This window comes from Gordonia sp. i37 (assembly GCF_002043085.1).
Taxonomy (GTDB): Bacteria; Actinomycetota; Actinomycetes; order Mycobacteriales; family Mycobacteriaceae; genus Gordonia; species Gordonia polyisoprenivorans.
Map to the genome: position 1 here is coordinate 1 of NZ_MVPX01000216.1, position 21,290 is coordinate 21,290.

The 21,290-nt window shown below is 68.4% G+C and carries 17 protein-coding genes and 1 pseudogene; 5 read left to right on the forward strand and 13 right to left on the reverse strand.

The features are described 5' to 3' along the window. Both B1964_RS09955 and B1964_RS09960 read right to left on the reverse strand, forming a co-directional pair. The coding region (locus B1964_RS09955; protein WP_079929645.1) for a lycopene cyclase family protein at nt 1–827 on the reverse strand (827 nt) is incomplete at its 3' end. Between the two features lie 36 nt (nt 828–863). Then, nucleotides 864–1,652 (reverse strand): SDR family oxidoreductase, encoded by a 789-nt coding sequence (locus B1964_RS09960; protein WP_079929646.1) that lies wholly within the window; start codon nt 1,650–1,652, stop codon nt 864–866. Between the two features lie 118 nt (nt 1,653–1,770). Here B1964_RS09960 and B1964_RS09965 point away from each other — a divergent pair, with 118 nt between their 5' ends. Continuing rightward, a complete protein-coding gene (locus tag B1964_RS09965) occupies nt 1,771–2,757 on the forward strand; it encodes a glycosyltransferase family 2 protein (RefSeq protein WP_079929647.1) in 987 nt (328 codons plus the stop codon). Then, nucleotides 2,748–3,641: a glycosyltransferase family A protein gene (locus B1964_RS09970; protein WP_079929648.1), complete on the forward strand. Its 894-nt coding sequence runs from the start codon at nt 2,748–2,750 to the stop codon at nt 3,639–3,641. The genes B1964_RS09965 and B1964_RS09970 overlap by 10 nt, the downstream gene beginning before the upstream one ends. Here the strand turns inward: B1964_RS09970 and B1964_RS09975 are convergent. The 5 genes from B1964_RS09975 to B1964_RS09995 all read right to left on the reverse strand — a co-directional run bounded on the left by B1964_RS09975 (nt 3,607) and on the right by B1964_RS09995 (nt 10,613). Next, entirely contained in the window at nt 3,607–4,956 is a 1,350-nt protein-coding gene (locus B1964_RS09975) for a lipopolysaccharide biosynthesis protein (protein ID WP_079929649.1), read from the reverse strand. The genes B1964_RS09970 and B1964_RS09975 overlap by 35 nt on opposite strands. Next, the gene (locus B1964_RS09980; protein ID WP_079929650.1) at nt 4,953–5,906 is read right to left on the reverse strand and encodes a glycosyltransferase; all 954 of its coding nucleotides are present in this window, start codon (nt 5,904–5,906) and stop codon (nt 4,953–4,955) included. Before B1964_RS09980 ends, B1964_RS09975 begins: the two co-directional genes overlap by 4 nt. Then, on the reverse strand, nt 5,903–8,467 hold the full coding sequence (locus B1964_RS09985; protein ID WP_079929651.1) for an AMP-binding protein: 2,565 nt from the start codon (nt 8,465–8,467) through the stop codon (nt 5,903–5,905). Before B1964_RS09985 ends, B1964_RS09980 begins: the two co-directional genes overlap by 4 nt. Beyond that, on the reverse strand, nt 8,454–9,614 hold the full coding sequence (locus tag B1964_RS09990) for a 3-dehydroquinate synthase II family protein (RefSeq protein ID WP_172398800.1): 1,161 nt from the start codon (nt 9,612–9,614) through the stop codon (nt 8,454–8,456). The genes B1964_RS09985 and B1964_RS09990 overlap by 14 nt, the downstream gene beginning before the upstream one ends. 141 nt (nt 9,615–9,755) lie before the next feature. Then, nucleotides 9,756–10,613 (reverse strand): 2-amino-3,7-dideoxy-D-threo-hept-6-ulosonate synthase, encoded by an 858-nt coding sequence (locus B1964_RS09995; RefSeq protein ID WP_079929653.1) that lies wholly within the window; start codon nt 10,611–10,613, stop codon nt 9,756–9,758. Between the two features lie 182 nt (nt 10,614–10,795). Here B1964_RS09995 and B1964_RS10000 point away from each other — a divergent pair, with 182 nt between their 5' ends. Together B1964_RS10000 and B1964_RS10005 are read left to right on the forward strand one after the other, a co-directional pair. Continuing rightward, nucleotides 10,796–11,668 carry a glycosyltransferase family 2 protein gene (locus B1964_RS10000; protein ID WP_079929654.1) on the forward strand — a complete coding sequence of 291 codons (873 nt, stop codon included), beginning with the start codon at nt 10,796–10,798 and terminating at the stop codon, nt 11,666–11,668. Then, nucleotides 11,665–12,990, forward strand: a complete 1,326-nt coding sequence (locus B1964_RS10005) for an oligosaccharide flippase family protein (protein ID WP_079929655.1) — start codon at nt 11,665–11,667, stop codon at nt 12,988–12,990. Before B1964_RS10000 ends, B1964_RS10005 begins: the two co-directional genes overlap by 4 nt. Here the strand turns inward: B1964_RS10005 and B1964_RS10010 are convergent. Genes B1964_RS10010 through B1964_RS10025 form a run of 4 tightly spaced genes read right to left on the reverse strand, consistent with a single transcriptional unit; the run spans nt 12,972 to nt 18,374 of the window. Continuing rightward, nucleotides 12,972–13,925, reverse strand: coding sequence for a glycoside hydrolase family 16 protein (locus B1964_RS10010; protein ID WP_253193943.1), 954 nt, complete (start codon nt 13,923–13,925; stop codon nt 12,972–12,974). The genes B1964_RS10005 and B1964_RS10010 overlap by 19 nt on opposite strands. After that, the gene (locus B1964_RS10015) at nt 13,922–14,119 is read right to left on the reverse strand and encodes a hypothetical protein (RefSeq protein WP_079929657.1); all 198 of its coding nucleotides are present in this window, start codon (nt 14,117–14,119) and stop codon (nt 13,922–13,924) included. Before B1964_RS10015 ends, B1964_RS10010 begins: the two co-directional genes overlap by 4 nt. Continuing rightward, nucleotides 14,116–16,344 (reverse strand): hypothetical protein, encoded by a 2,229-nt coding sequence (locus tag B1964_RS10020; protein ID WP_079929658.1) that lies wholly within the window; start codon nt 16,342–16,344, stop codon nt 14,116–14,118. Before B1964_RS10020 ends, B1964_RS10015 begins: the two co-directional genes overlap by 4 nt. Then, nucleotides 16,341–18,374, reverse strand: a complete 2,034-nt coding sequence (locus B1964_RS10025) for a glycosyltransferase family 2 protein (protein ID WP_079929659.1) — start codon at nt 18,372–18,374, stop codon at nt 16,341–16,343. The genes B1964_RS10020 and B1964_RS10025 overlap by 4 nt, the downstream gene beginning before the upstream one ends. A gap of 220 nt (nt 18,375–18,594) precedes the next feature. On the opposite strand from B1964_RS10025, the gene B1964_RS10030 reads away from it, so the two are divergent. Next, the gene (locus B1964_RS10030; protein WP_006370085.1) at nt 18,595–20,223 is read left to right on the forward strand and encodes an ABC-F family ATP-binding cassette domain-containing protein; all 1,629 of its coding nucleotides are present in this window, start codon (nt 18,595–18,597) and stop codon (nt 20,221–20,223) included. Between the two features lie 248 nt (nt 20,224–20,471). Here the strand turns inward: B1964_RS10030 and B1964_RS10035 are convergent, their stop codons facing one another. Then, a complete protein-coding gene (locus B1964_RS10035) occupies nt 20,472–21,104 on the reverse strand; it encodes a class F sortase (protein WP_346348425.1) in 633 nt (210 codons plus the stop codon). Then, nucleotides 21,101–21,290 (reverse strand): annotated as a pseudogene (locus B1964_RS30675) (hypothetical protein); the annotation flags it as partial. The pseudogene B1964_RS30675 and the gene B1964_RS10035, both read right to left, overlap by 4 nt.

Sequence of the window (21,290 nt, forward strand, 5' to 3'; positions counted from 1 at the left end):
ACGCCGTATCCGGTGGTCGGATTCACGAATCCGCCTGCGGCGCCGAATCGCAGCGGCTCGAGACGCCACGGGGTGGGCGAGGCGACGAGCACCGGGAACGACACCCGCTCACGGTGCCGTGCGCCGTCGCCGGAAATGCCGTGGCCGGCCAGGCGGACGGTGAGGCGGTCGGCGAGTTCGGCGACCGGCAGGGCCGGGCGGCCGATCAGGCAGGTCTCCTCGAGGAGGATCGCGTCGTCTCCGACGGGTACGGCGTAGAGGAACGACGGTGCCGCGCCGCGGGGGCTCCACGGCGGACCGTGTCGCGGCGCTCGCCAGTCCATGAGTACCGCCTCGGCGCCGTCGAGGACCGGCGCCGCCTCGTCGCGTCCGACCACGATGCCGAATGCCGTCTGGCGCGGGGCCGCCCGGGCCGACGGGCCGTCGGCCGCCGCGCCCCGACAATCGAACACCGTCCCGGCGCGATGGACGGTGCCGCCGTCGGTGATGACCCGGTCGGGGGCGACGTGCCGCGCCCGGGCCTCGACGACGTCGACGCCGTCGAGGTGCAGGCGTCGTTGCAGCCCGACCGTGTCGAAGATGCTGTAACCGCGTGGGATGTGACGCCGGTGGACCGCATGGGCGGCCACCGACGCCGTCCGTGCGGCGATCACCGAGTCGTCGAGCCATGCCGGTAGCTCGTCGGTCCACGCCGCATACGTTGCGGTCCATCGTCGTTCGACGCGCGAATCGATGAGCGTCACCGGCACGCCGTGATGGGCGAGCCGATGGGCCAGTGCCCGGCCGGATGGTCCGGCACCGACGACGATCGCCGTCTGGCCGCTCACCCCAGCACCCTCACCACCGGGCCCGCGCCGCGTCGGTCACAGAGCACCGGTGGCCATGAGTCCACCGTCGATCCGCAGGGTCTCGCCGGTGATCCACGACGAGCCGTCGCCGGCCAGGAATGCTGCCGCGGCGGCGATGTCCTCGGTTTCGCCGAGACGTCCGAGTGGGTACCGCGCGACCGCCTTGGCCTCGTTGTCGCCGCTGATGAGCACGTCGGCGAACTTGGTCCGGACGATGGCGGGTGCGATGGCGTTGACCCGGATGCCCGCGGGTCCGAGTTCCCAGGCGAGTTCTTCGGTCAGCCTGATCAGCGCTGCCTTGGACGCGCCGTAGGCGGCGATCACGCCGGTCGACCGCAGCCCGGCCACCGACGCCACGTTGATCACCGCGCCTCCGTGCTCGGCCATACCCGCTCGGTATGCCTCCTGGACGAAGCCCAGCGCCGCAACCACGTTGGTGTCGAACGTCTTTCGGACAGCGTCGAGATCGGCGTCCATCAGGGGTCCCGCGGTCGGCGCGATGCCGGTGTTGTTGACCAGGATGTGGATCCCGCCGTTCGACACCGCCGCGGCCACGGCCTCCGCCCGGTGTGCGGCGTCCCCGGTGTTGCCGGGCGCCGCGGTGACCCGCGCGTCGGGGACCACGGTGCGAATCTGCGCTGCGGCGGCCTCGAGGGCATCGGGCTTGCGGCCGGTGATGACGACGGCGGCTCCGCGACGGGCGAGTTCGGTGGCGATGCCCAATCCGATACCCCGGCTGGAGCCGGTGACGAGAGCGGAACGACCGGTGAGGTCGGGTACGGGAAATGTAGTGGTGTCGGTCACAGGTGTCACCTTATCGACTTCTCGTCCGTCGCCCGTGCGGCACCGTCGACACCTGCGAATTTGCTTAGGCTATCCTCATCACGAAGGGTATGGAACCGGGAAGCGAGGTGCGGTGAGGGTGAGGCCGACCGTCGGCGTCGTGATCCCCGTGTACCGGTGCGCGCCCTATGTTCGTGGCTGCCTCGAATCGGTTCTGGCGCAGACCTTTCCCGTTGACGAGATCGTGCTCGTCGATGACTGTGGGGGCGACGATTCGGTTCCGCTGGCCCGGCGGGTGCTGGCCGAGCACGGGCGCGCGCATACGCTCATCCGCCAACCCCGCAACGGTGGTCTGGGACGGGCCCGCAACACCGGGCTGGCCCAATTGGCGACCGATCTGGTCTGGTTCCTCGACAGCGACGATCAGGCCGACCCCGACTTCGTGGAACGCCTCGTCGACGCGATCGAGCGGCACGACGCGGCATTCGCCGTCACCCGGACGCGGCGCGTCGACGTCGACGGCAACATCCTGCAGATCGACGAGGCGCCGCCACCGGGCGAGGTGCTCACCGGGGAGCGCTATGCCCGCGAGATCCTCTGCGGCCGCGCGAAGGCGTATGCCTGTACCAAGATCTTTCGCCGCGAGATCCTCGGAACCCGCCCGTGGGCACAGGATCAGGCCTACGAAGATGTCGCGACCAGTGTGCGGCTGGCATTGTCGGTGGATCGGGTGGCCACCGTGGCCGAGCCGCTGTATCGCTATCTGTATCGGGAGGGCTCGTTGTCGACGGCCCTGAGTCCCTCGACGCTCGACCTCTTCCGCGTCGAAGCCGATGTGCGAGAACTCATCTGCGGCGCCGGCCGCGGGGTGGACTGGTCCCGCGACTTCGTGGGCTTCCGTTACCGCGAGGTGCTGACGTCGGTGGCCCACGTCGCGATGCGGTCGGCGCATCACGGCCGGGCCGAATTGCCGTTGTATCGCACGGCGATCCGCAGGGTCCGCGCCGACATCACCCTGCACGATCTGCCGGCCCTGTGGGCCGGACGCCATCTGCGGGAGGCGAGATTCGCGGTGCTGATGAAGTTCGCACCGGGCCTCTACTCGGCGGTGTTGCGATGGCGCTGACCGGGCGGTCGGACCCACCGTTGGTGACGGTCCTGATGCCGGCGTACAACGCCGCCGACCACATCGAGGCGGCCGCGCGGTCGATTCTCGAGCAGGGCGTCGACGATCTGGAACTCCTGGTGATCGACGACGGCTCCACCGACGGCGGTGCCGAGGTGCTGCACGCTCTCGACGAACCGCGAATACGTGTGGTGAGGCAACCGAATTCGGGACTCGTGGCCGCCTTGAACCGTGGCCTCGACGAGGCCCGCGGTAGGTATCTGGCGCGCATGGACGCCGACGACATCTCGCCCCCCGGCCGGTTGCAGTCGCAACTACGGTGGTTTCACCGGCATCCCGACGGGATCGCCTGTGGCACCGACTACGAATTGTTCGGATCGATGACCGGGCGGGTGCGGATGCCGCGTTCGGACAGCGCGTGCCGTCAGCGGCTGCTGCTGGCCGGAAGTCTGTGTGGTGCTTCGGTGATGATGCGTCGTGACGTGGTGACGGAGGCCGCGTTGCGGTTCGATCCGGGGTTCGCTCACGCCGAGGATTACGAGTTCTACGCGCGACTCTCGGCGTTCGGACGGATCGGCAACGTCGCGTCGGTGGGTTATCGGTACCGGATTCATCCGTCGCAGGTGAGCAACCGGCACAGTGCCGAGCAACGGGAGGCGCATCTGGCGATCGCGGCTGCGCATGCGCACCGCACCGGTGTGCGCGCCCTGCCGGATCACGTCGTCGGCGACCTGCTGTGGCCCGAGGAGGCCGGGGTGATGCGGACCGCGGTGATCACCTCGGCGGCCGCGACGCGGGCATTCCGGCGGAAGCCGGGCGTCGAGACCGCCCGGTTCTGTTCGCGTCGCGTCATCGAGGCGACGTTGGCTGCCCGACGTCGGTGACACCGGCGCCCGACCCGCCGGGTGCCGCGACCGGCGGGTTGTCGGTGCGTTCGGTACGAGGAGTGTTCGCCGACGTGTCGTGCAGCATCGCGCGCACCCCGAGGATCAGCGGTCGGGCGATCACCGCGAGGGTGATCACCACCGCGATCAGTGAGGCCACCGCGACGCCGAGCAGCCCGAGCGGATCGAGCAACACCCACGCTCCACCGACGGTGGTGATCACCATGATCACCTGGGCGGCGACCATCAACCGCATCCGTCGTTGGAGCTGGGCGATCAAGAAGTAGGTCACCACAACGGTTTCCACGATCGATTCGACGGCCATGACGACCATCAGCGGCCCCGCCGCGTGGAAGTAGTCGCGGCCGGCGAGCAGCAGCACGACCGGCCCTCCGATCGCCAATCCCGCCGCGACGACCCCGGTGACCAGTCCGAGCATGGTGCCCAGACGTCGGAGCAGTGCCGGGCGGTCGGCGTCGGGCGCGGAGGCCTCGACGATGAATGCCGAACCGATCGACGCGCGCAGCATCCCGGCCGCTGAACACATCGTCCACGCCAGATTGAAGTAGGCGTTCTGGGTGGTGTCGGTCTTGGCGACGACGACCAGCGGCAACGCCAGCGGGGTCACCGACGACACCAGCATCAGGAAGAAGAAGGCTCCCTGGAACGACAACAGCTCGCGCCCTGCCGGTAGGTCGGGACGTTGGCCGCGACGAGCGATCGCGGTGCGGCAGACACCGAACACGAAGACGGCGGTGACCACGGCCGCCAGCAACGCCCAGGAACCGGAGATGGCCAGTGCCGAGGGCACACCGGCCAGAACGACGATGGGGACGATCTTGATCGCCGAGAGCGTGATGTTCTTGACCGCGACGGCCGGAGCGCGCCGCAAGCCGGTGAGGATGGGGTCGGTGAGCGCGTAGAGCGCGAACACCACGACCATGGCGACGAAGGCGATTCGTTCACCGGCGCTGTGCAGGATTCGGTATCCAAGTCCGACGACCACGAATCCGGTGGCGAGAACGACGCCGGTGGCGGCGGTCAGGAGATACCCGCCGACGATGTAGCGCAGGGCGGCGCCGCCCGCGACCGGCAGGAACCGCTGGAACGCACCACCGAGGGACAGACAGGCCAGTGAGGACAGCACGGTCGCCGAGCTGATCACCGCGGAGGCCCGGCCGACCTCGGCGGTGGGGAAGTGGTGCTCGGCGACGATCCAGTACACCAGTCCCAGCAACCCGGTGCCCATCGAGCTGGCCATCAGGGCAGAAGCGTTGATCGTCAACCGATCCCGGGTGGCGAGCCGGCCGATCACGCGCGCACCCGAGTGGGCCGGGCGGTGTCTGTCGGGTCGCTGTCTGACGGGCCGGGCAGCGGCCCGGTGCGCCACGTCCAGCCCGAGGGCACCTTGCGGGCGAACAGGGCCGGACCGTCGAGCGCGCGTCGCAGCGCCTCGACATCGAGATCCGGTGGTGAGACGCCGTCGGGGTCGGTCCAGTCGATGTAGTGCTGCCCGTGGATCGTCACGTCGCTGTGTACGCAGTCGGACTCGGGCTGCCGATAGTTGTCGTGGACACACTCGGCGTAGTTCTGCCCGATGGCCGGCGCCCGAGCCGATCCCATGAGGATCGAGTGGAACACGATCTCGTCGGGGCACGAGGCGAACCGCAGATCCCGCAACCACCCCGGGTCGTCGGCAAGGGTGCGGGCGATGATCCCGATCGCCGCGTCGGTGAGCGACCACCAGTTGGACCCGCGGTAGAGGCGCCGTTCGATCGGCGGGCGCGGAATGCGACCGGACAATCGGCGCAGGCTCGGATGGTCGGGAAAGTGATACCGGTCGACGGTCGCGCGGTGCGGCCCGGAATCCAGTGCGCAATCGACGCGCAGGAACTCGACGTCGCCGGACCACGCGTCGATCAGCTGGGGCAGCGGCCGAAGCAGCAGATCGGTCCCCGACAACAACGAATGACGATGGTAGACACGGCCGGAGCCCGTGGAGAGGGCAAGTAGCCGCAGGCTGGCCGAGACCAGGCTGATGCCACCCCAGTTCACCCGAATGCGGTCACGCTCGGCGACGAACCGCACCGGATGCACCGCCTCGGGCAGTACGGCACGTACCGCCTCGTGAAACGGACGACTGTCGACGGCGCGATCGACGTGGGCATAGACATCGATCTGCGGATCATGTAGCGAGGCAACCAGATCGGCGAACAATGCGGGCTTGTCGTGCGCGGCGATGTACACCGCGAACCGGGGTGTCATACGTTCGCCCCGGTAAGGGCGTCGGTGACGATCTCCGCCGTCGCATCGACGTGCGGTGCGCGCAGGATCCCGTTGTGGTCGCCGCTGATGCGGTGCACGCCTTGGTGATCGGGCGCGATCACATCCCACCATTCGCCGGGATCGGGGTTGTCCTCGGCGAGAACGACGGTGACCGGGCCCGGCCAGGGGTGCAATCGATGCAGTAACGCCGAGCGTCGCCCGAGTTCGTGGAAGAGCGACCACTGGGCATCGGCCGGCCGCGGCCACCATCCGGCGGTGAGCAATGCCACCCGGGTACGCCACAGCTCCCACGTCGAACAGTGTTCTGCAGCAGCCTGTTCGGGATCGACGACATCGGATCCGGTTGCGGTGTCGGCGGTGTCGTCGGTGGATGCGGGCAGGTGGACCGGCAGACGACGCTGCAGCGGCCCGGTGAGTACGGTGTCGAGACACACGATGTGCTCGATCACCTCGCCGTCGTCGATGAGGATGCGCGCGACCTCCATGGCGATCACGCCACCGAGTGAGTGGCCGACGAATCGATAGGGGCCGTGGGGGCAGAACCGGCGCACGTGACCGGCGAAACGTCGGGCGGCCCGCCGGATCGTCGGATCGGGGATGCCACGGTTCTCCAGACCATGGGCGTGGAGGCCGATGACGCGATACCCGGATAGGCGCCGCGCCAGGGGAGCGAAGGCCAGTGCCGACTCGCCGGCGCCGGCGAAGGCGAACACGATCGGGGTGTGAGCGGGGGAGCCGCCGGGATCGTTGCTTGCGGCGACATCGTCTGTTCCACGCAGATGGACCACGACGCCGTCGGCGCTCATGGGTGCGCCTGCGTCGATGCGCGCGGCGAGGTCTCGCACCGTCGGGTCGGTGATCGGTGCGGACGGGGGCAGGCTCACCCCGAAGGTTTCCTCGACGCGTCGCAGGAGGGTCACCGCGGTGAGTGAATCGCCACCGAGCGCGACGAAGTCGTCGTCCGCCCCGATCCCGCCCGCCCCGATCCCGTCTGTCCCGATCCCGAGTAGGTCGGCATAGATCGGTGCCAGCAGCTTTTCGGTACCGGTGGCCGGTGGCATGTACGCGGGGCGCCGTCGGGGTGCGGGCAGTGCGCCGCGATCGACCTTGCCGCGCTCGTTGCGGGGGAGTTCGGGCAGAAGGACGATGTGGGTGGGGACCATCCAGGACGGCACAGCCCGGCCGATGGCGGTGCGCACCGTCGCGATCGCCGGGGCGCGGGCGGTCCGTGGCGGTGCGACGTATGCGACGAGTTCGGTGCGGCCCGCGGACTCTCGGGCGATGACCACGGCGTCGCCCACGCCGTCGGCGGCGCGGGCCGCGGCGGTCACCTCGCCGATGTCGACGCGGTAGCCGCGGATCTTCACCGTGTCGTCGCTGCGACCGAGCAGTGTGAGCCGGTCACCGACGACCCGCCCCATGTCGCCGGTGCGGTGACTGCGTACCGGCAATGCGGTGGGCACCCCTTGGTCACCGGTGCCGTGCGTCGCGAAGTCGACGAGCTCACCGTCGCAGAGATATCCGCGTGCGAGATGGGGCGAGCGCACCTCGATCGCGCCGACCGCGCCGTCCGGGAGTGGTGTGCCGTGCTCGTCGAGCACGCGTATGTGTTTGCCCGCCGCGATGCGTCCGGCGGGCAGCGTGCCGGTCGGCAGCTCCCGGTCGGGTGGGAACGAGTTGAAGGCGAGGTTTCCGGTCTCCGACGAGCCGGACCGGTTCACGAAGGTGACCTCGGGCGTCAGTGCGCGCAGTCGGTCGACCTCGACCGCATCGAGCGCTTCACCACAGGTGGCCACCAGGTCGATGCCGCTCAATGCCTCGCCGGCGCCGGCGGTGTCGAGGACCGCCCGCAGCAACGCGGGCGACAGGTGTAGCGACTGCGGGCGGCGACCTCGAAGTTCGGCGACCAGATCCCCCACGCCGTCGATTCGCGGATCGAGTGTCCACAGCAACGCCCCGGCGAGCAGCGCGGTGACGGTGACGTCGAGCCCACCACCGAAGGTGGCTGGAAGTGCTTGTGCGACGACCGATCCCGGAACGATGCCCAGTTCGTGGGCGAGTTCGGTCGCCTGATGCAGCCACAGCTCGTCGCCCTGCCGGACGGCCTTGGGGGTGCCGGTGGAACCAGAGGTGTAGGCGAGCACCGCGCAGTCCACCCGGGGGTAACCCGGCGCGGATTCGGCTCCGGGCGCGGTGTCTGCGCCGGTCCCGGGGGCGGTGCGCCAGAGCAGTGCTCCGGTGTCGGTGAGGATGGTCGACACCCGCGACTGCGGCGAGGCGGCATCGAGGGGGATCAACGGATGCCGGGAGAAGAGTACGGCCAGCATGGGCAGGAACGTCGCCGCCGTACCATCGACGACGACCGCGACCGGCCGGTCGGGATCGGCACAGATCTCGTCGAGAGTTAGTCGGTGGCCGCTCAGTTCGTCGTCGAGTTCGCGATAGCCCCAGCACCGGTCGCCGATGCGCAGCGCGGATCGGTCGGCGTGGGCGGCGACGGCCGCGGCGAACCGATCGCCAAGGCGCTCAGCGTTCTTCACAGAACTCGGTGATGGGCAGCCCGACGTGGCGTGCCTCGGTGGGAACGTAGCCGAGTAGCACGTCGCCGGGGGTGAGTTCTGTGACGTTGTTGACGCTGCCGCCGGGGCCGAGCAGGCGAACATGCCAATCGTCCTGCGCGATGACATTGATCGTCTTGCCGTCCGGACTCGTCGCCGTGATCGAGATCAGTGGGCGGCGCTCGATCTTCACCCGCCCGATCCGCACCTCGCGCGCCGAACCGTCCGAACGGACCGCGAGGATCGGCTGACCTGCGCGCAGTTCGCTGACGTAGCGGGTTCGGTTGTCGGGGGTGAGGACGTAGGAGTGCACGGCACCCGCATTCCATCGGAACGGACGCGTCGGCATATAGGGGAGTGGATGGGTCTCGCTGCAGGACAGGAACATTCCGCTCGCGAACGAACCGATGAGGCAACCCTCGTCCAACTCGAGCAGTGAGCACGTGTCGATGCAGGCCCGTTCGCCCATACCGATGTGCTCGACGCCGGTGATCGTGAGGTGGGACAGCTCGACCCGGTCGGCGGTCGGGGACAGGATCGTCGCGAGCGCGAGGACGTCGTCGGCGTGCCGGGGTGCGAGGAGCAGCCCGTCGGAGCCGTGTTCGAGAACGAGTTTCACGATCTCGGCGTCGGTGATGTCATTGACCACGGTCACCGTCTTGCCGCCGGAGTTCTCGGCGGCGGCGATCACGATCTCGAGCGGGATCTTGGTGGGATCGGTGAAGGTCAGAACGGTCCACGGGGTGACGCGCACCGCGTCGCACGCCTGCGCCAGGGTGGGCGCGTCGGAGACGGTGATGTGCAGCCCGGTCGGGGCGTCGGTCGCGGTGGTGGGATCGACCGCGTCGGCGTCGATGAGGACGAGGTCGGCCTCCGAGGCGGAGACGCCATCGGCGGCGAACAGGATTCGACGCACGGTCGGTGGCAGATCGCTCAGCACCTGCGGGTCGTCGGCGACGATTCCGTCCAGACCCTGGTTGAGCGCGGCGGCGATGACCGCGTCGCGCGCCGGTGAGTTCAGGCCCCGCACGTCGATCCACCCGAAATGCGTGGTGGCACGCGCAGCTCCGGTGGCGGCGGCGGGCACGATCTGGTCGGTGACGATGAGCTCGCCGGTGGCGGTGGACATGTCGGTGGTGGACACGGATGGATTCCTGTTCTGCTGACGGTGGTGACGCGCGACCGGAGGGCGTCGGCGCGGTGAAGTGGGTGGAAGTGTCGGACCGGGCCTGACCCGAACCAGGCCGGACTCGAACCCGAGCGATTCGGCTCAGGCCGATTCGAGCGCGGCGACGTCGGCGGGCGCTCCGGCGCGCGCCATCGCCGTGGTCGCCGCACGGCGGTGCACCAGATCGGCCAGGCTGCTGGCGACCCGGAACGGGTCGGCGGCGTCGAAGATGTTGCGGCCGAAGCTCAGTCCGGCGACTCCACTGGTGAGCACCTCCGCGCCGAATTCGATGGCCTCGTCGTCGGTGCGGCCGGGCCCGCCGGCGACGTAGATCGGCGCCGGGGTGGAGTCGACGACGGCCCGCATGACCTCTGCGGAGCCGGCGTAGTCGAGTTTGACCATGTCGGCACCGAGATCGGTGGCGATCGCCGCGAGATGGGCCAGTGTCGTGCCCGTCGGCTGGGCCGGGAGGGCCGGACCCCGTGCGTACATCATGGCCAGTAGTGGCACGCCGAGTGCGTCGCACTCTCGGGAGATGGCGGCGAAGTCCTGCAGTTGCCGTGTCTCGGTCGCGGAGCCGACGTTGACGTGCACGCTCACCGCATCCGCGCCGATCCGCAACGCGGCGTCGACACCCCCGACGAGAACCTTCGCGTCCTGATCGGGACCGAGGGAAGTGCTCGCCGACAGGTGCACGATCAACCCCATGGTGGCGAACGCCGCCGAGGCTACCTGCTGGGCGCGACCTCGGTGGAGCACGACGGCGTCACAGCCGGAATCGGCCAGCAATCGGACCATGCGTTCGGTGTGGTGCGTGGGGCCCAGCGGACCGACGGTGACCGAATGGTCCATCGGCACGATCTGGGATCGCATGGTCACCGGATCGGCGATGCGGGAGAGCCGAATGGCCTTGCCGCCCGTGAGATGTGGACGGCGATATCCATCCGGAAAGGTGTTCATCGGGTCTCCTGGCAGGCCTGGGTGCAACGATTACTTAGGCTAGGCTAGCCTGTGCGGTAATCGCAATTCGCCGCAGAAGGTGTGAAGTGCAGCACTCGGGCGAATCGGGCTTTGGTTAGGCTAACCTTTAGTCTACGCTAAGCCTAACTTCAGGTAGTTCGAACCGCAACGAGTGGGGACCCATGCAGGACAGCGCACGACCGGAAATCATTGGGCACGTTGACATTTCGCCCATCGGGCATGGTGACGTTTCGCCCATCTCCGACGCGGCGGGCTCCCGTCCGAGCGTCTCGGTGATCATCCCGGCGATGAACGAGGCCAAGAATTTGCCCTATGTGGCTTTCCGGATGCCCGATGGCATCGATCAGATCGTTTTCGTCGACGGCAACTCGGCCGACGACACCGTGGCGGTGGCCCGAAAGCTGTGGCCCGAGGCCACTTTCGTGACCCAGACCCGATCGGGCAAGGGCAATGCACTCGCGTGCGGGATCGAGGCCTGTACCGGGGACATCATCGTGACGATCGATGCCGACGGCTCCACCGATCCGGCGGAGATCCCGCTGTTCGTGCAGGCGCTGGTCGAGGGCGCCGACCTGGCCAAGGGGAGTCGGTTCGTCGGCGCCGGCGGCAGCACCGACATCACCGCATTGCGTCGGATCGGCAACAAAGCCCTCAACACCATCGTCAACGTCTACTTCCACACGAAGTTCACCGATCTCTGCTACGGCTACAACGCCTTCTGGGCGCGTCACGCCGAGCAGATCGAGTTGCCGCCCACCGGATATCGACGGGCGCAATGGGGTGACGGGTTCGAGATCGAGACCGTCATCAACGTTCGGTTGGCCACCGCCGGTCTGCGGATCACCGAGGTCGGCAGCTTCGAGGGGCCACGACTGCACGGGCGCAGCAACCTCAATGCCTACAGCGATGGCATGCGCGTGTTGCGCACCATCAACCAGGAGTTCAAGCACTGGCGTTCGCACCGATCGGCGACGCGTCACGGAGTGCGCGCGGGTGCCGCGATCGAACTCGCATCCGACGAACTCGCGGGGTGATCGCCGCTCGCGCCGATCTGTCCGACGGGCCTGCACCGACCGGTCAGACGATCGCGAGAAGCTCGGCGGCACTGGTGGTCTCGGGTCTGGGAACCGCGGTTCTCGGATTGGTCTACTGGGTCCTGGCCGGGCGCATGTACCCGGCGTCGGAGGTCGGAGCCGCTGCCGCGGTGATCACCACCGCCACCATGCTCTCGGCGTTCGGCAACCTGGGAATCGGCGCTTATCTCGAACGGTTTCTCCCGATTGCCGGGGAACGCAGCCTGACACTTCCGAGCCGAGGACTGCTGATCGGAGCGAGCTGCGGCGCGCTGCTCGGCTGCGGGTTCCTGATCGTCGGCCCGACGTCGGAGATGTTCGACGGCGCCGTGCAGATGTGGATGTTCCCGATCGTGGTGGTGGTCCTGTCGTCGTTCGCGATGCTCGACCACGTGAGCATCGCGATGGGACGCGCCGACTGGTCGGCCCAGAAGAACATCGTGCACGCGGTCGCCAAACTCGCCGCTGCGGCCGCGCTCGCACTGTCGGCCGACCGGCTCGGTCTCATCGGCAGCTGGGTGGTGACGGCGGCGATCGCGGCCGCTCTGCTGTGGTGGATCGCTCGCCGTGAACTCCGGCTGCGTGCCGCCGATCTCGCGTCGACATCGATGGCGCTGCCCGCGTGGCGGACCCAACGCCGTTTCCTCGCAGGAAATTACGGCGTCTATGTGGCCGGCGCGATCACCCCACTGGTCCTGCCGCCGGTGGTGATCGGGCGCGTCGGGGCCGATCAGAATGCGTATTTCTCGATCGTCTGGTCTCTGGTGAGCGCGGTGCTGGTGCTGTTGACCATGCTGCTGGGCCCGTATGTGGCGGCGATGAGTGCCGACGATGCCGCACGGCCCGCGAATTCCCCGGTGTCGCCGAATGTCCAAGTGGCCCTGCGTCGTACGCGGCAGTTCGTGGCCATTCTCGTCGGCGGGGCGATGGTGGCGGCGCTGGTCCTGATCGTGGTCGGTCCGGTGTTCCTGCGGCTGGCCGGAGCGGACTACGCCGCACACGGGACCGTCCTGCTCCGGCTCGGTGCCACCGCACTCCCGCTCGCGGCGGTGGGCCTGGCGTTCGTCGGGATTTGCCGTGTGCGGTGCCGGCTCGGTCCGGCGTTGGCGGTCCAGGTGATCAGTGCCGTGACGATGCTGTCGTTGACCGCCGCGTGGATCGGCGGGCACGGCCTGATCGCCGCCGGGTGGGCGATGGTGATCGCCGAGGGTACGGCGGCCACACTGGTCGCGGTCCCACTGGCCCGTGCTCTGGCCGGGCGCGCTCAGCTCGGTCCGAGCTGAGCGGCGCCAGGTGTCGGCGTGAGATATCCGGCATGGGTGAACGCCGCGACGTCATCGATGGGCGAATACACTGCCACCCAGTCGATCTCGACCTGACCACGCGTCGGCCGTGGTTCATCGGGTGAGCATGTCGCCATACCCCAGTCGGCGCGACGCTCACACGCTCCGGCCTCGACCTGCATGCCGAGCCACATCGGCACCGACGGCACCATCACCGGATCACGGACCTCCGCCCACACCCGGCCGTCGAGCAGGTACCGGATCAGCCCGGGCAGCCACTCGACGCCGACGGTGTGCCAGTCGCCGAAGTCGCCGCTCACCTCGGCGTGGGCCTTCTTGTTGTCCCCGTCCCGGTTTCGGGCGTCGACCCAGTGGACGAACGCCGACATCTGATCGCGCCGGGAGGCGATGGATTCGGCGAAGTCGATCTCGGGCGGCCATTGTTCGTCCTTGGGCCACAACAGCATGTGATAGGAGAGATCGGCGCTGTCGGTGGCCCGCATCCGCACCTCCCACCGCCCGTAGGTCTGGGTGACCGGATAATTGGAGACGCCACCGGTCACCCAACCCGACGTGGTCTTCTCGCCCAGGAGTCGCAGCACTCCGTCGTGCACGCGCACCATCGACGCATCCCACCGGCCGACGGGATTGCCGCCCGGCGACCCGGAATAGGTACTCCAACGATCGCCGAGGTCACATCGATCGAAGGTGTCGACGAACTCGCGCTTCCACAATCGTCGGTCCTGGGCGGTGGGCGTGGTGCCCGCGCCGTCGACCCCTGAGCCGACGCAGTTGGTCGTCTGCGCGGCGTTGTGCATCGGGTCGCCCGACGCCGGTGCGCATGCGGCGACGCCGGCGATCAGCGTGGCGCCCAACGCAATCGGCAGCAGCCGCGGGCGTGGTGATCCTGGTCGTTTCCGCCGGGGCCGTCTCACAGCGCCATCACCGCGAGGCGCTGCACGGTCAGGCAGGCGGCGACCACGGTGCACGCGGCCACCAGGATCGTCACCCGATGTGCGAGGCGACCCCGGCCCGTCGTACCCGATGCGGGGACCTGGAATTCGCGAAGTGCCGCGCCCACCACGAGCAGCACGGCGCCGGCGACGAACGCGGCGATGGTGAGATTCATGATGTCGGTCCGTTCTTCACGTTGCGGAGGATCTGCACGCTCGGGGTGTTGACCGTGACCCGGAAGCGTCCGGTATCGACGACCTCGTCGATCTGTTGACGTAACCACGACGGGTCCTGGCCGTACTGGAGCACGAGCATCTGGATTCCCTGGTTGGTGATGTAGACGAAGTCGGGATCGCGCTGCTCGGTGCACAGTGCGATGTTGTTCAAACAGGGATAGGAGTCGATGAACGCGAACTTCGGGCCGTGTGGGTCCAGGGTCCGACGGATGCCGACGGAGTGTGGGGCGTGGCTGAAACTCATCACCAACGAATCCGGGGGAATCGTCGCCATGAACTCGTCGGTCAGCACCACCTCATCGCGGGTGGACGACTCGAATGCGGTGTTCAGTCCGCGGTTGGTGGTTTCGAGGACACCGACGGCGAACACCGCGACGCACAACACCATCGACGTCAGCACGGTCAGACGTGACGAGCCCGGTCGTCGACGACGGGCCATGTCGATCCGGTGGCCGACCCAGGCCAGGGTCAGGGCGACGAACGGCGCGAGCACGGGTGAGGCGAGCAGGAAGCAGCGGATGATCATCTCACCGCCGTAACTCTGCAGTGCCACCAGCAGAAACGGTGCGGCACAGAGGAGTCCGGCGATCAGCCGCGTTCGCTTGGTCCGCCAGACGAACCAGCCGATGAGGCCGACGAGGGCGAATCCACCGGAGGCCATCATGCGCAGATACTGCATTCGGGTGTAGGTGGGATCGCCGCTGAGTCGATCACCGACGCCGGCCTCCACCGACTGGCCGACCTTGCCGACCTCCTCGACGAGGGACTGCAGGTGACCCAGCCAGAAGTCGGTGGCGCCGTAAGAGAACCACGCGGCGAAGATCAGGCCGGCCGCCAGCCACAGCGTGCGGTAGCGGGTGGTTCCGGTCGCCGCGAACGCCGCCAACGCCACGATCGTGAGGATCGGGGTCATCTGATGGGAGACGGTGCCCGCCGCCACGATGACGACGAGGATCGCCTCGAGAGCCAGGGTGCGTCCCGCGCCGATGCCGGGTACGCGACCCGGGGTGCGTCGAAACGCGGTGAGCACACGTTGAATTCGCCCCTGTCCCAAGTCGGGAAGCGGTGCCCGACGCAACTGCCACAGCAGGGTCGCGAGGATGGCGGTGTAACCGATCAGGGCCATGGCCTGCGGTGCGAAGTAGTCCTGCTGATACCAGTTGAAACCGTGGTAGAGCAGCACCGACATCCACGCCAGGCGGGCGCGGCCGGTCACCGCGATCGCGATGGCGTAGACGCCGAAGGACATCACCACACCCGACACCAGTGGTGCCCACACCAGAACGCCGGTGACGTCCGGTAATCCGGCCGCGGTCTGGACGTGGGCGGCCATGCTGAAGAATCCGGCCCAGCTGAAGCGCGCGTCGATCTGGTCGGGGAGCGCGTGCCCCTGGGCGAGGATGCTGATGAAACCGCGGTGGACGAACGACGTCGGAATCGATGTCTCGCCGGTGGCGGCACCGACGAGCATCCCGTTGTAGACGACGGCGAGCACCGTCGAGGCCGACAGCACCAGCGGGTCGAGGCGGCGGGCGCGCAGCGCGGTGACGATCACCACCGCGAGCAGAGCCAGCCCGACGAAGTAATAGGCGTCCAGACCGGCGACGACACCGAATCGACCGACCCGCAACACGTCGAGCGACTCGGCGGCCACGACGAACAGCGCCAGTGCCACCACCAGTGCCACGAGGCTCCACGCCCGGCTGCGGGTCCACGTTCGACGACCGAGCCGCCAGGTTCCCGACCGGGTCGCCGCGGGCAGGGTGCGCCAGGTCCAGAGACACACCGCAAGTGTGGCCACCATCAGAATCGCTTGCGTGCGTAGCGGACTCCACCATTCGGCGATCATCGTGGTCTGCGCTGCGAGCACGGTGACCGACAACGAGATCGCCGCGGCGAGAACCGTCGACAACGCGCGGCCGGGAATCCGCAGCGCGATGACCAGTGGCAGGCCGGGCAGGGTGAGGACGCCGGCGAAGACGAGTACCGCGCGCACCCCGGCGCCGGCGACGTCGAGGTCGACCGCGGCGGCGATGTCGAGGAGGAGCAGCACCACCGCGAGGACCGCAGCCACCGACAGCGCTGCCCGCGGGGGGAAGCCGTACCCGACCGAGTGGCGATCGGTTCCGGTCGCGGCCTCGGATCGGTCTGTGGTCAGCGTCATACGGTCGATCCCGTCGGATGTGCACCGGCGTGGCCGGTACCGGTGCCGGGCATCGCCCGGCCGCGGCAGCGACGGTGGCCGCGCAAGAACAGGGCGGGTCCGGCGAAATAGCCGCGCCGTTCGAGTGTTCGCAGTTCGTCCGGCCATTGTTCCCGGGCGAAGGCCGAGACATTCTCCGACCCGGGGACCAGCAGCGCGCGCAGACCCGCGGGAATACGCCAGGCCAGTGCCAGGCCGTGCCGGGACAACGCCAGCTTGGTCAGCGACGCCGACATCCCGGTCCCGTATCCGTAACTCTGCGTGCGCAACTCGGCCATGTTGTCGCGGTGGTAGTGCGTCACCACGGCGTCCGGGCGGTACGCGATCGCCCATCCGGAAAGGATGACCGAACGCATCAGGTCGAGGTCCTCACCGCCGCGCGACGGGGTTCCCGTTCCGAGGCGTTCGTCGAACACCCCGGTGTGCGGCAGGATCTCGGCGGCGAGCGCCAGATTGTTCCCGCTGCCCAACTGGCCCGCGGTGTAGGGAAAGAAGAAGTTGTGCTCGCCGGCAACGCCCGCCGCGACGTGAGTCGGATGCGGGCGCAGCGCCCACACCGTGAGGTCTTCGCCCTTGTCGAACACCCGGGCGTCCTCGAACATCTGCTGCAGCTCGGTGAGGGATTCCACGCCCATCACGCGGCCGGTCACCGCACCGATGGTGCCGGTGGAATCGCGCACGAAGGTCTCCACGATCGTCGAAACCCAGTCGGGGCGGGGTTGGGCGTCGTCGTCGGTGAACGCGATGATCCGACCCGTCGCCGCGGCGATACCGGCGTTGCGGGCTGCGGAGATGCCCGGAAACGACTCGTCGACCACCCGCAGCCGCGGATCGTCGAAGTCGTCGAGGATCTGCCGGGTCCGCCCGGACGCCGGACGGTTGTCCACGACGATGACCTCGAGCGGCGAATAGTGCTGGGCCAGTACCGCTTCCACGGTGCCGGCGAGGAGGTCTCGTCCGATCGTCGGGATGACGACCGACACCATGTCGGAGCCGGTGAACGGTGCCCGCGTGGCCGTGACCGGGCCACCGCCACGCCGGGCTGACACCGTCCCCGCGGCGGTCACCGCCACGCCGAGAACCATGACGAGAAGCCGCGCGAGCGCCCCGAGGTCTCCGCGGAGCACCTGGCCGAGATACCGCAGGATCCCGGTGGGAATGGTCCGCAGGACGTAGGAGGTCTCCGCGGAGAACGCATCGTTCGTGCCGGCCATCCGGCGCAGCACGGCCTTCGACCGGCCCTCGTGCAGGCAGCGTCGGAAGAAATACCGCAGTGTCGCGCGGGACTCGGTGGCCGAGTGGTCGACCGCGAATCCGGCCCTCCGCACGATCCGACCGTCGGTGAACCGGCGGTGCAACTCGATGCCCATCAGCGTCTCCTCGCAACCGACCGGCAGATCCCCGACGCGCCCGAGTTCGCCGGCGAAGCCGCCGATCTCGACCAGTGCGGTACGCCGGACGGCCATCGCGGCGCCGATCGGATTGCGGATGTCAGCACCGTCGGGGGCGATACCCCGATAGTCGCAGCCGACCACCCAGCCGAACTCGTCGGGAAACCAGCCGGGAGCGCCGATGCCCGACCAGGCGGCCTCGACGCGCCCGCCGATGGCGAGGAGCGACGGGTCGCGGAAGGCTCGACGCACATCGGCGAGCCCGCCCGGCCGCAGCACCGCGTCGTCGTCGAGGAAAACCACGAGATCTTCTGTCGCGCAACGCAGGCCGGTGTTGCGGGCACCGGACAACCCACGGGTCTGTCCGTTGGGCACGACATCGATGCGTGCCGGGCGGTCGTGGACCAGGGTTTTCACCCGGTCCCCGAGCGCGTCGTTGTGGTCGGTGACCACCACGAGACGATCGGCGGGATGCAGTTGTGCGGTGACCGCATCGATCGCGCGTGTCAGCAGCGTCATGCGGTCGTCGGTGTAGCAGCAGATGACGACGCAGATGCCGTCGTCGTGCGGATGGGGATCATGCGGATGGGGTGCGGTCACCGGGTGTACTCCCTCGAATCCGGTCGGGTCGGGCTCGCGGATTCCGTGCCGCAGAGGGATTCGGTGCCGCTAAGGTGAGCCTAAGCTAGTGTAGTAGACCCTAACCCGGCGTCCCAATCGGCCGTCCGATGTTGGCACCGCGTGCCCGCATCGTGTCGCTGACGTGGGCGGATGCGCGCGATGCGGTCTTGATGTCGCTCGGCGATTAGACTGGACCGTCGTGATCACCGCGACCGACCTCGAAGTCCGAGCGGGCGCCCGGACCCTGCTGTCGGCGCCCGGCTCGGCGCTGCGCATCCAACCCGGCGACCGCATCGGGCTGGTCGGACGCAACGGCGCAGGCAAGACGACGACTCTGCGCATCCTGGCCGGGGAGACCGAGCCCTATGCCGGAACCGTCGTGCGCAGCGGCGAGATCGGGTACCTGCCGCAGGACCCCAAGGAGGGTGACCTCGAGGTGCTGGCCCGCGATCGGGTGCTCTCGGCGCGTGGGCTCGACTCGATCATGCGTCAGATGGAAAAACAGCAAGCGCTGATGGCCGAGGCGGCAGACGACAAGGTGCGCGACAAGGCGGTCGCGAAGTACGGGCAGCTCGAGGAGCGATTCTCCGCACTCGGCGGTTACGTCGCCGAGTCCGAGGCGGCGCGGATCTGCCATTCACTCGGCCTGCCCGACCGTGTGCTCGGTCAGCCGTTGCGCACCCTGTCCGGTGGCCAGCGACGACGAATCGAGCTGGCGCGCATCCTGTTCGCCGCTTCCGACGGTGCCGGGAAGTCGGACACGACGCTGCTGCTCGACGAGCCGACCAACCACCTCGACGCCGACTCGATCACCTGGTTGCGGGGATTCCTGCAGAACCACGAGGGTGGACTCGTCGTCATCAGCCACGACGTCGAGTTGCTCGCCGACGTGGTGAACCGGGTGTGGTTCCTCGACGCGGTGCGTGGTGAGGCCGACGTCTACAACATGGGGTGGAAGCGCTACCTCGACGCGCGTGCCACCGACGAGCAGCGGCGCAAACGCGAACGCGCCAACGCCGAGAAGAAGGCATCGGCGCTGCGCACACAGGCCGCCAAACTCGGCGCGAAGGCGACCAAGGCCACCGCGGCGCAGAACATGCTCAAACGCGCCGACCGCATGCTCGACTCCCTCGAGGAGGAGCGGGTGGCCGACCGAACCGCGAAGATCCGCTTCCCGGATCCCGCCACCTGTGGCAAGACGCCGTTGATGGCGTCGGGGTTGACCAAGAACTACGGCTCCCTGGAGATCTTCACCGGGGTGGATCTCGCGATCGACAAGGGCAGCCGCGTGGTCATTCTCGGTCTCAACGGTGCCGGTAAGACCACGTTGCTCAAACTGCTCGCCGGGGTCGAGACACCCGATCGGGGTTCCCTGGAACCCGGATACGGGCTCAAGATCGGCTATTTCGCGCAGGAACACGACACCCTCGACGACGGGGCGTCGGTGTGGGAGAACATCCGGCACGCCGCCCCCGATGCCGGTGAACAGGACCTGCGCGGCCTGCTCGGTGCGTTCATGTTCTCCGGTGCGCAGCTCGACCAGCCCGCGGGCACCCTGTCCGGTGGTGAGAAGACGCGCCTGACACTGGCCGGATTGGTGTCCTCGGCGGCCAACGTGTTGCTCCTCGACGAGCCCACCAACAACCTCGACCCGATCTCGCGGGAACAGGTCCTCGACGCCCTGCGCAGCTATACCGGGGCCGTGGTCCTGGTGACCCACGACCCCGGTGCAGCCGCCGCGCTCGATCCGCAGCGCGTGATCCTGCTGCCCGACGGCACCGAGGACCACTGGTCCGAGGAATATCAGGAACTCATCGAACTCGCCTGAGGACGAACACCAACACCGTCACCACAACACGGCGAGTAAGAAGTCTCAAAGGACGAGGGGCGGACCAAGGTTCACAGAAGTCGCGAAGCGCTCCATACCAACGATCCGTCCACCTGTTCCCAACCGCTTGACATCCGTTACGACCCGCCTTCTCGGCCGGCGCCCCGTCGGGCTCGACCAGCGGGTGGGCGTGCGCCGTCAGCGGGATTGCGTGTGCTGTCAAGGGGATTGCGCATACGGTCTGCGTTCTAGGAGCGGACCGCCCAGGCGATGATGTTGTCACGATACCCGAGGGGTGGACCGACGAACGGTCCACCGCATGTCACCAGGGCCAGGGTCTCCGGCCCGTCGAGGCGGTTGAGTTGTGCTGCGGGGAAAGCGTTTTCCTTATCCGCGGTCTGGACATCGCGGACCCGATACCGGACCTTCTCACCGCCGGCGGTCTGCACGGTGACCTCGGATCCCGGCATCAGCGAGCCGAACCGCGCGGCGAACCCTCGTCCCTGATCGACGTCGTCGATGTGCCCGGTGATCACCACCGTGCCCATTCCCGAGCCGGGTAACGCTGAGTCCACCCACCACCCGAGGTGGCCGACATCCTGGGGCGGCAGCAATGCGCCGGACGCATCGGTGGCCACTGATTCGGTGGGGGCGGTCTGACCGTCCGCGGTCACCGAGGTCGGGGCGGCCGGATCACCTGTTCGGGCACTGACCGGTGGACGCAGGTCAGACTGTGCCACTGTCGAACTGCCGGGTTCGGATGACGGCGTGGCGCTCGTCGCGCAACCGGTCAGGACCACTGCGGCGAGGCCGACCAGTAGAAGGGCGACCCGACGCAGCAGGCGTCGCGTCGGGTGGCCCGTTGTCACGATGGTCTTCACGGTCGATTCACCGGACCCGATGGGATCGATGAGAGCGGCACTCGGCCTGCCGGATTGCGAGAGCTGACATGACCGGCGCGGGTGTTGTAGACCGACTGGTCGGCTGTCTGGCCGCCGACCACATCGAAGGTGTATGTCAATCCGTCGTTGAGATAACCTGCGGGAGCTGCGATCTCGCGTGCGGTG

Coding starts and splice junctions, on each gene's coding strand:
- B1964_RS09970 (WP_079929648.1), top strand. CDS start 2,748: ATGGCGCTGACCGGGCGGTCGGACCCACCGTTGGTGACGGTCCTGATG.
- B1964_RS09980 (WP_079929650.1), bottom strand. CDS start 5,906: ATGACACCCCGGTTCGCGGTGTACATCGCCGCGCACGACAAGCCCGCA.
- B1964_RS09990 (WP_172398800.1), bottom strand. CDS start 9,614: ATGTCCACCGCCACCGGCGAGCTCATCGTCACCGACCAGATCGTGCCC.
- B1964_RS09995 (WP_079929653.1), bottom strand. CDS start 10,613: ATGAACACCTTTCCGGATGGATATCGCCGTCCACATCTCACGGGCGGC.
- B1964_RS10000 (WP_079929654.1), top strand. CDS start 10,796: ATGCAGGACAGCGCACGACCGGAAATCATTGGGCACGTTGACATTTCG.
- B1964_RS10015 (WP_079929657.1), bottom strand. CDS start 14,119: ATGAATCTCACCATCGCCGCGTTCGTCGCCGGCGCCGTGCTGCTCGTG.
- B1964_RS10020 (WP_079929658.1), bottom strand. CDS start 16,344: ATGACGCTGACCACAGACCGATCCGAGGCCGCGACCGGAACCGATCGC.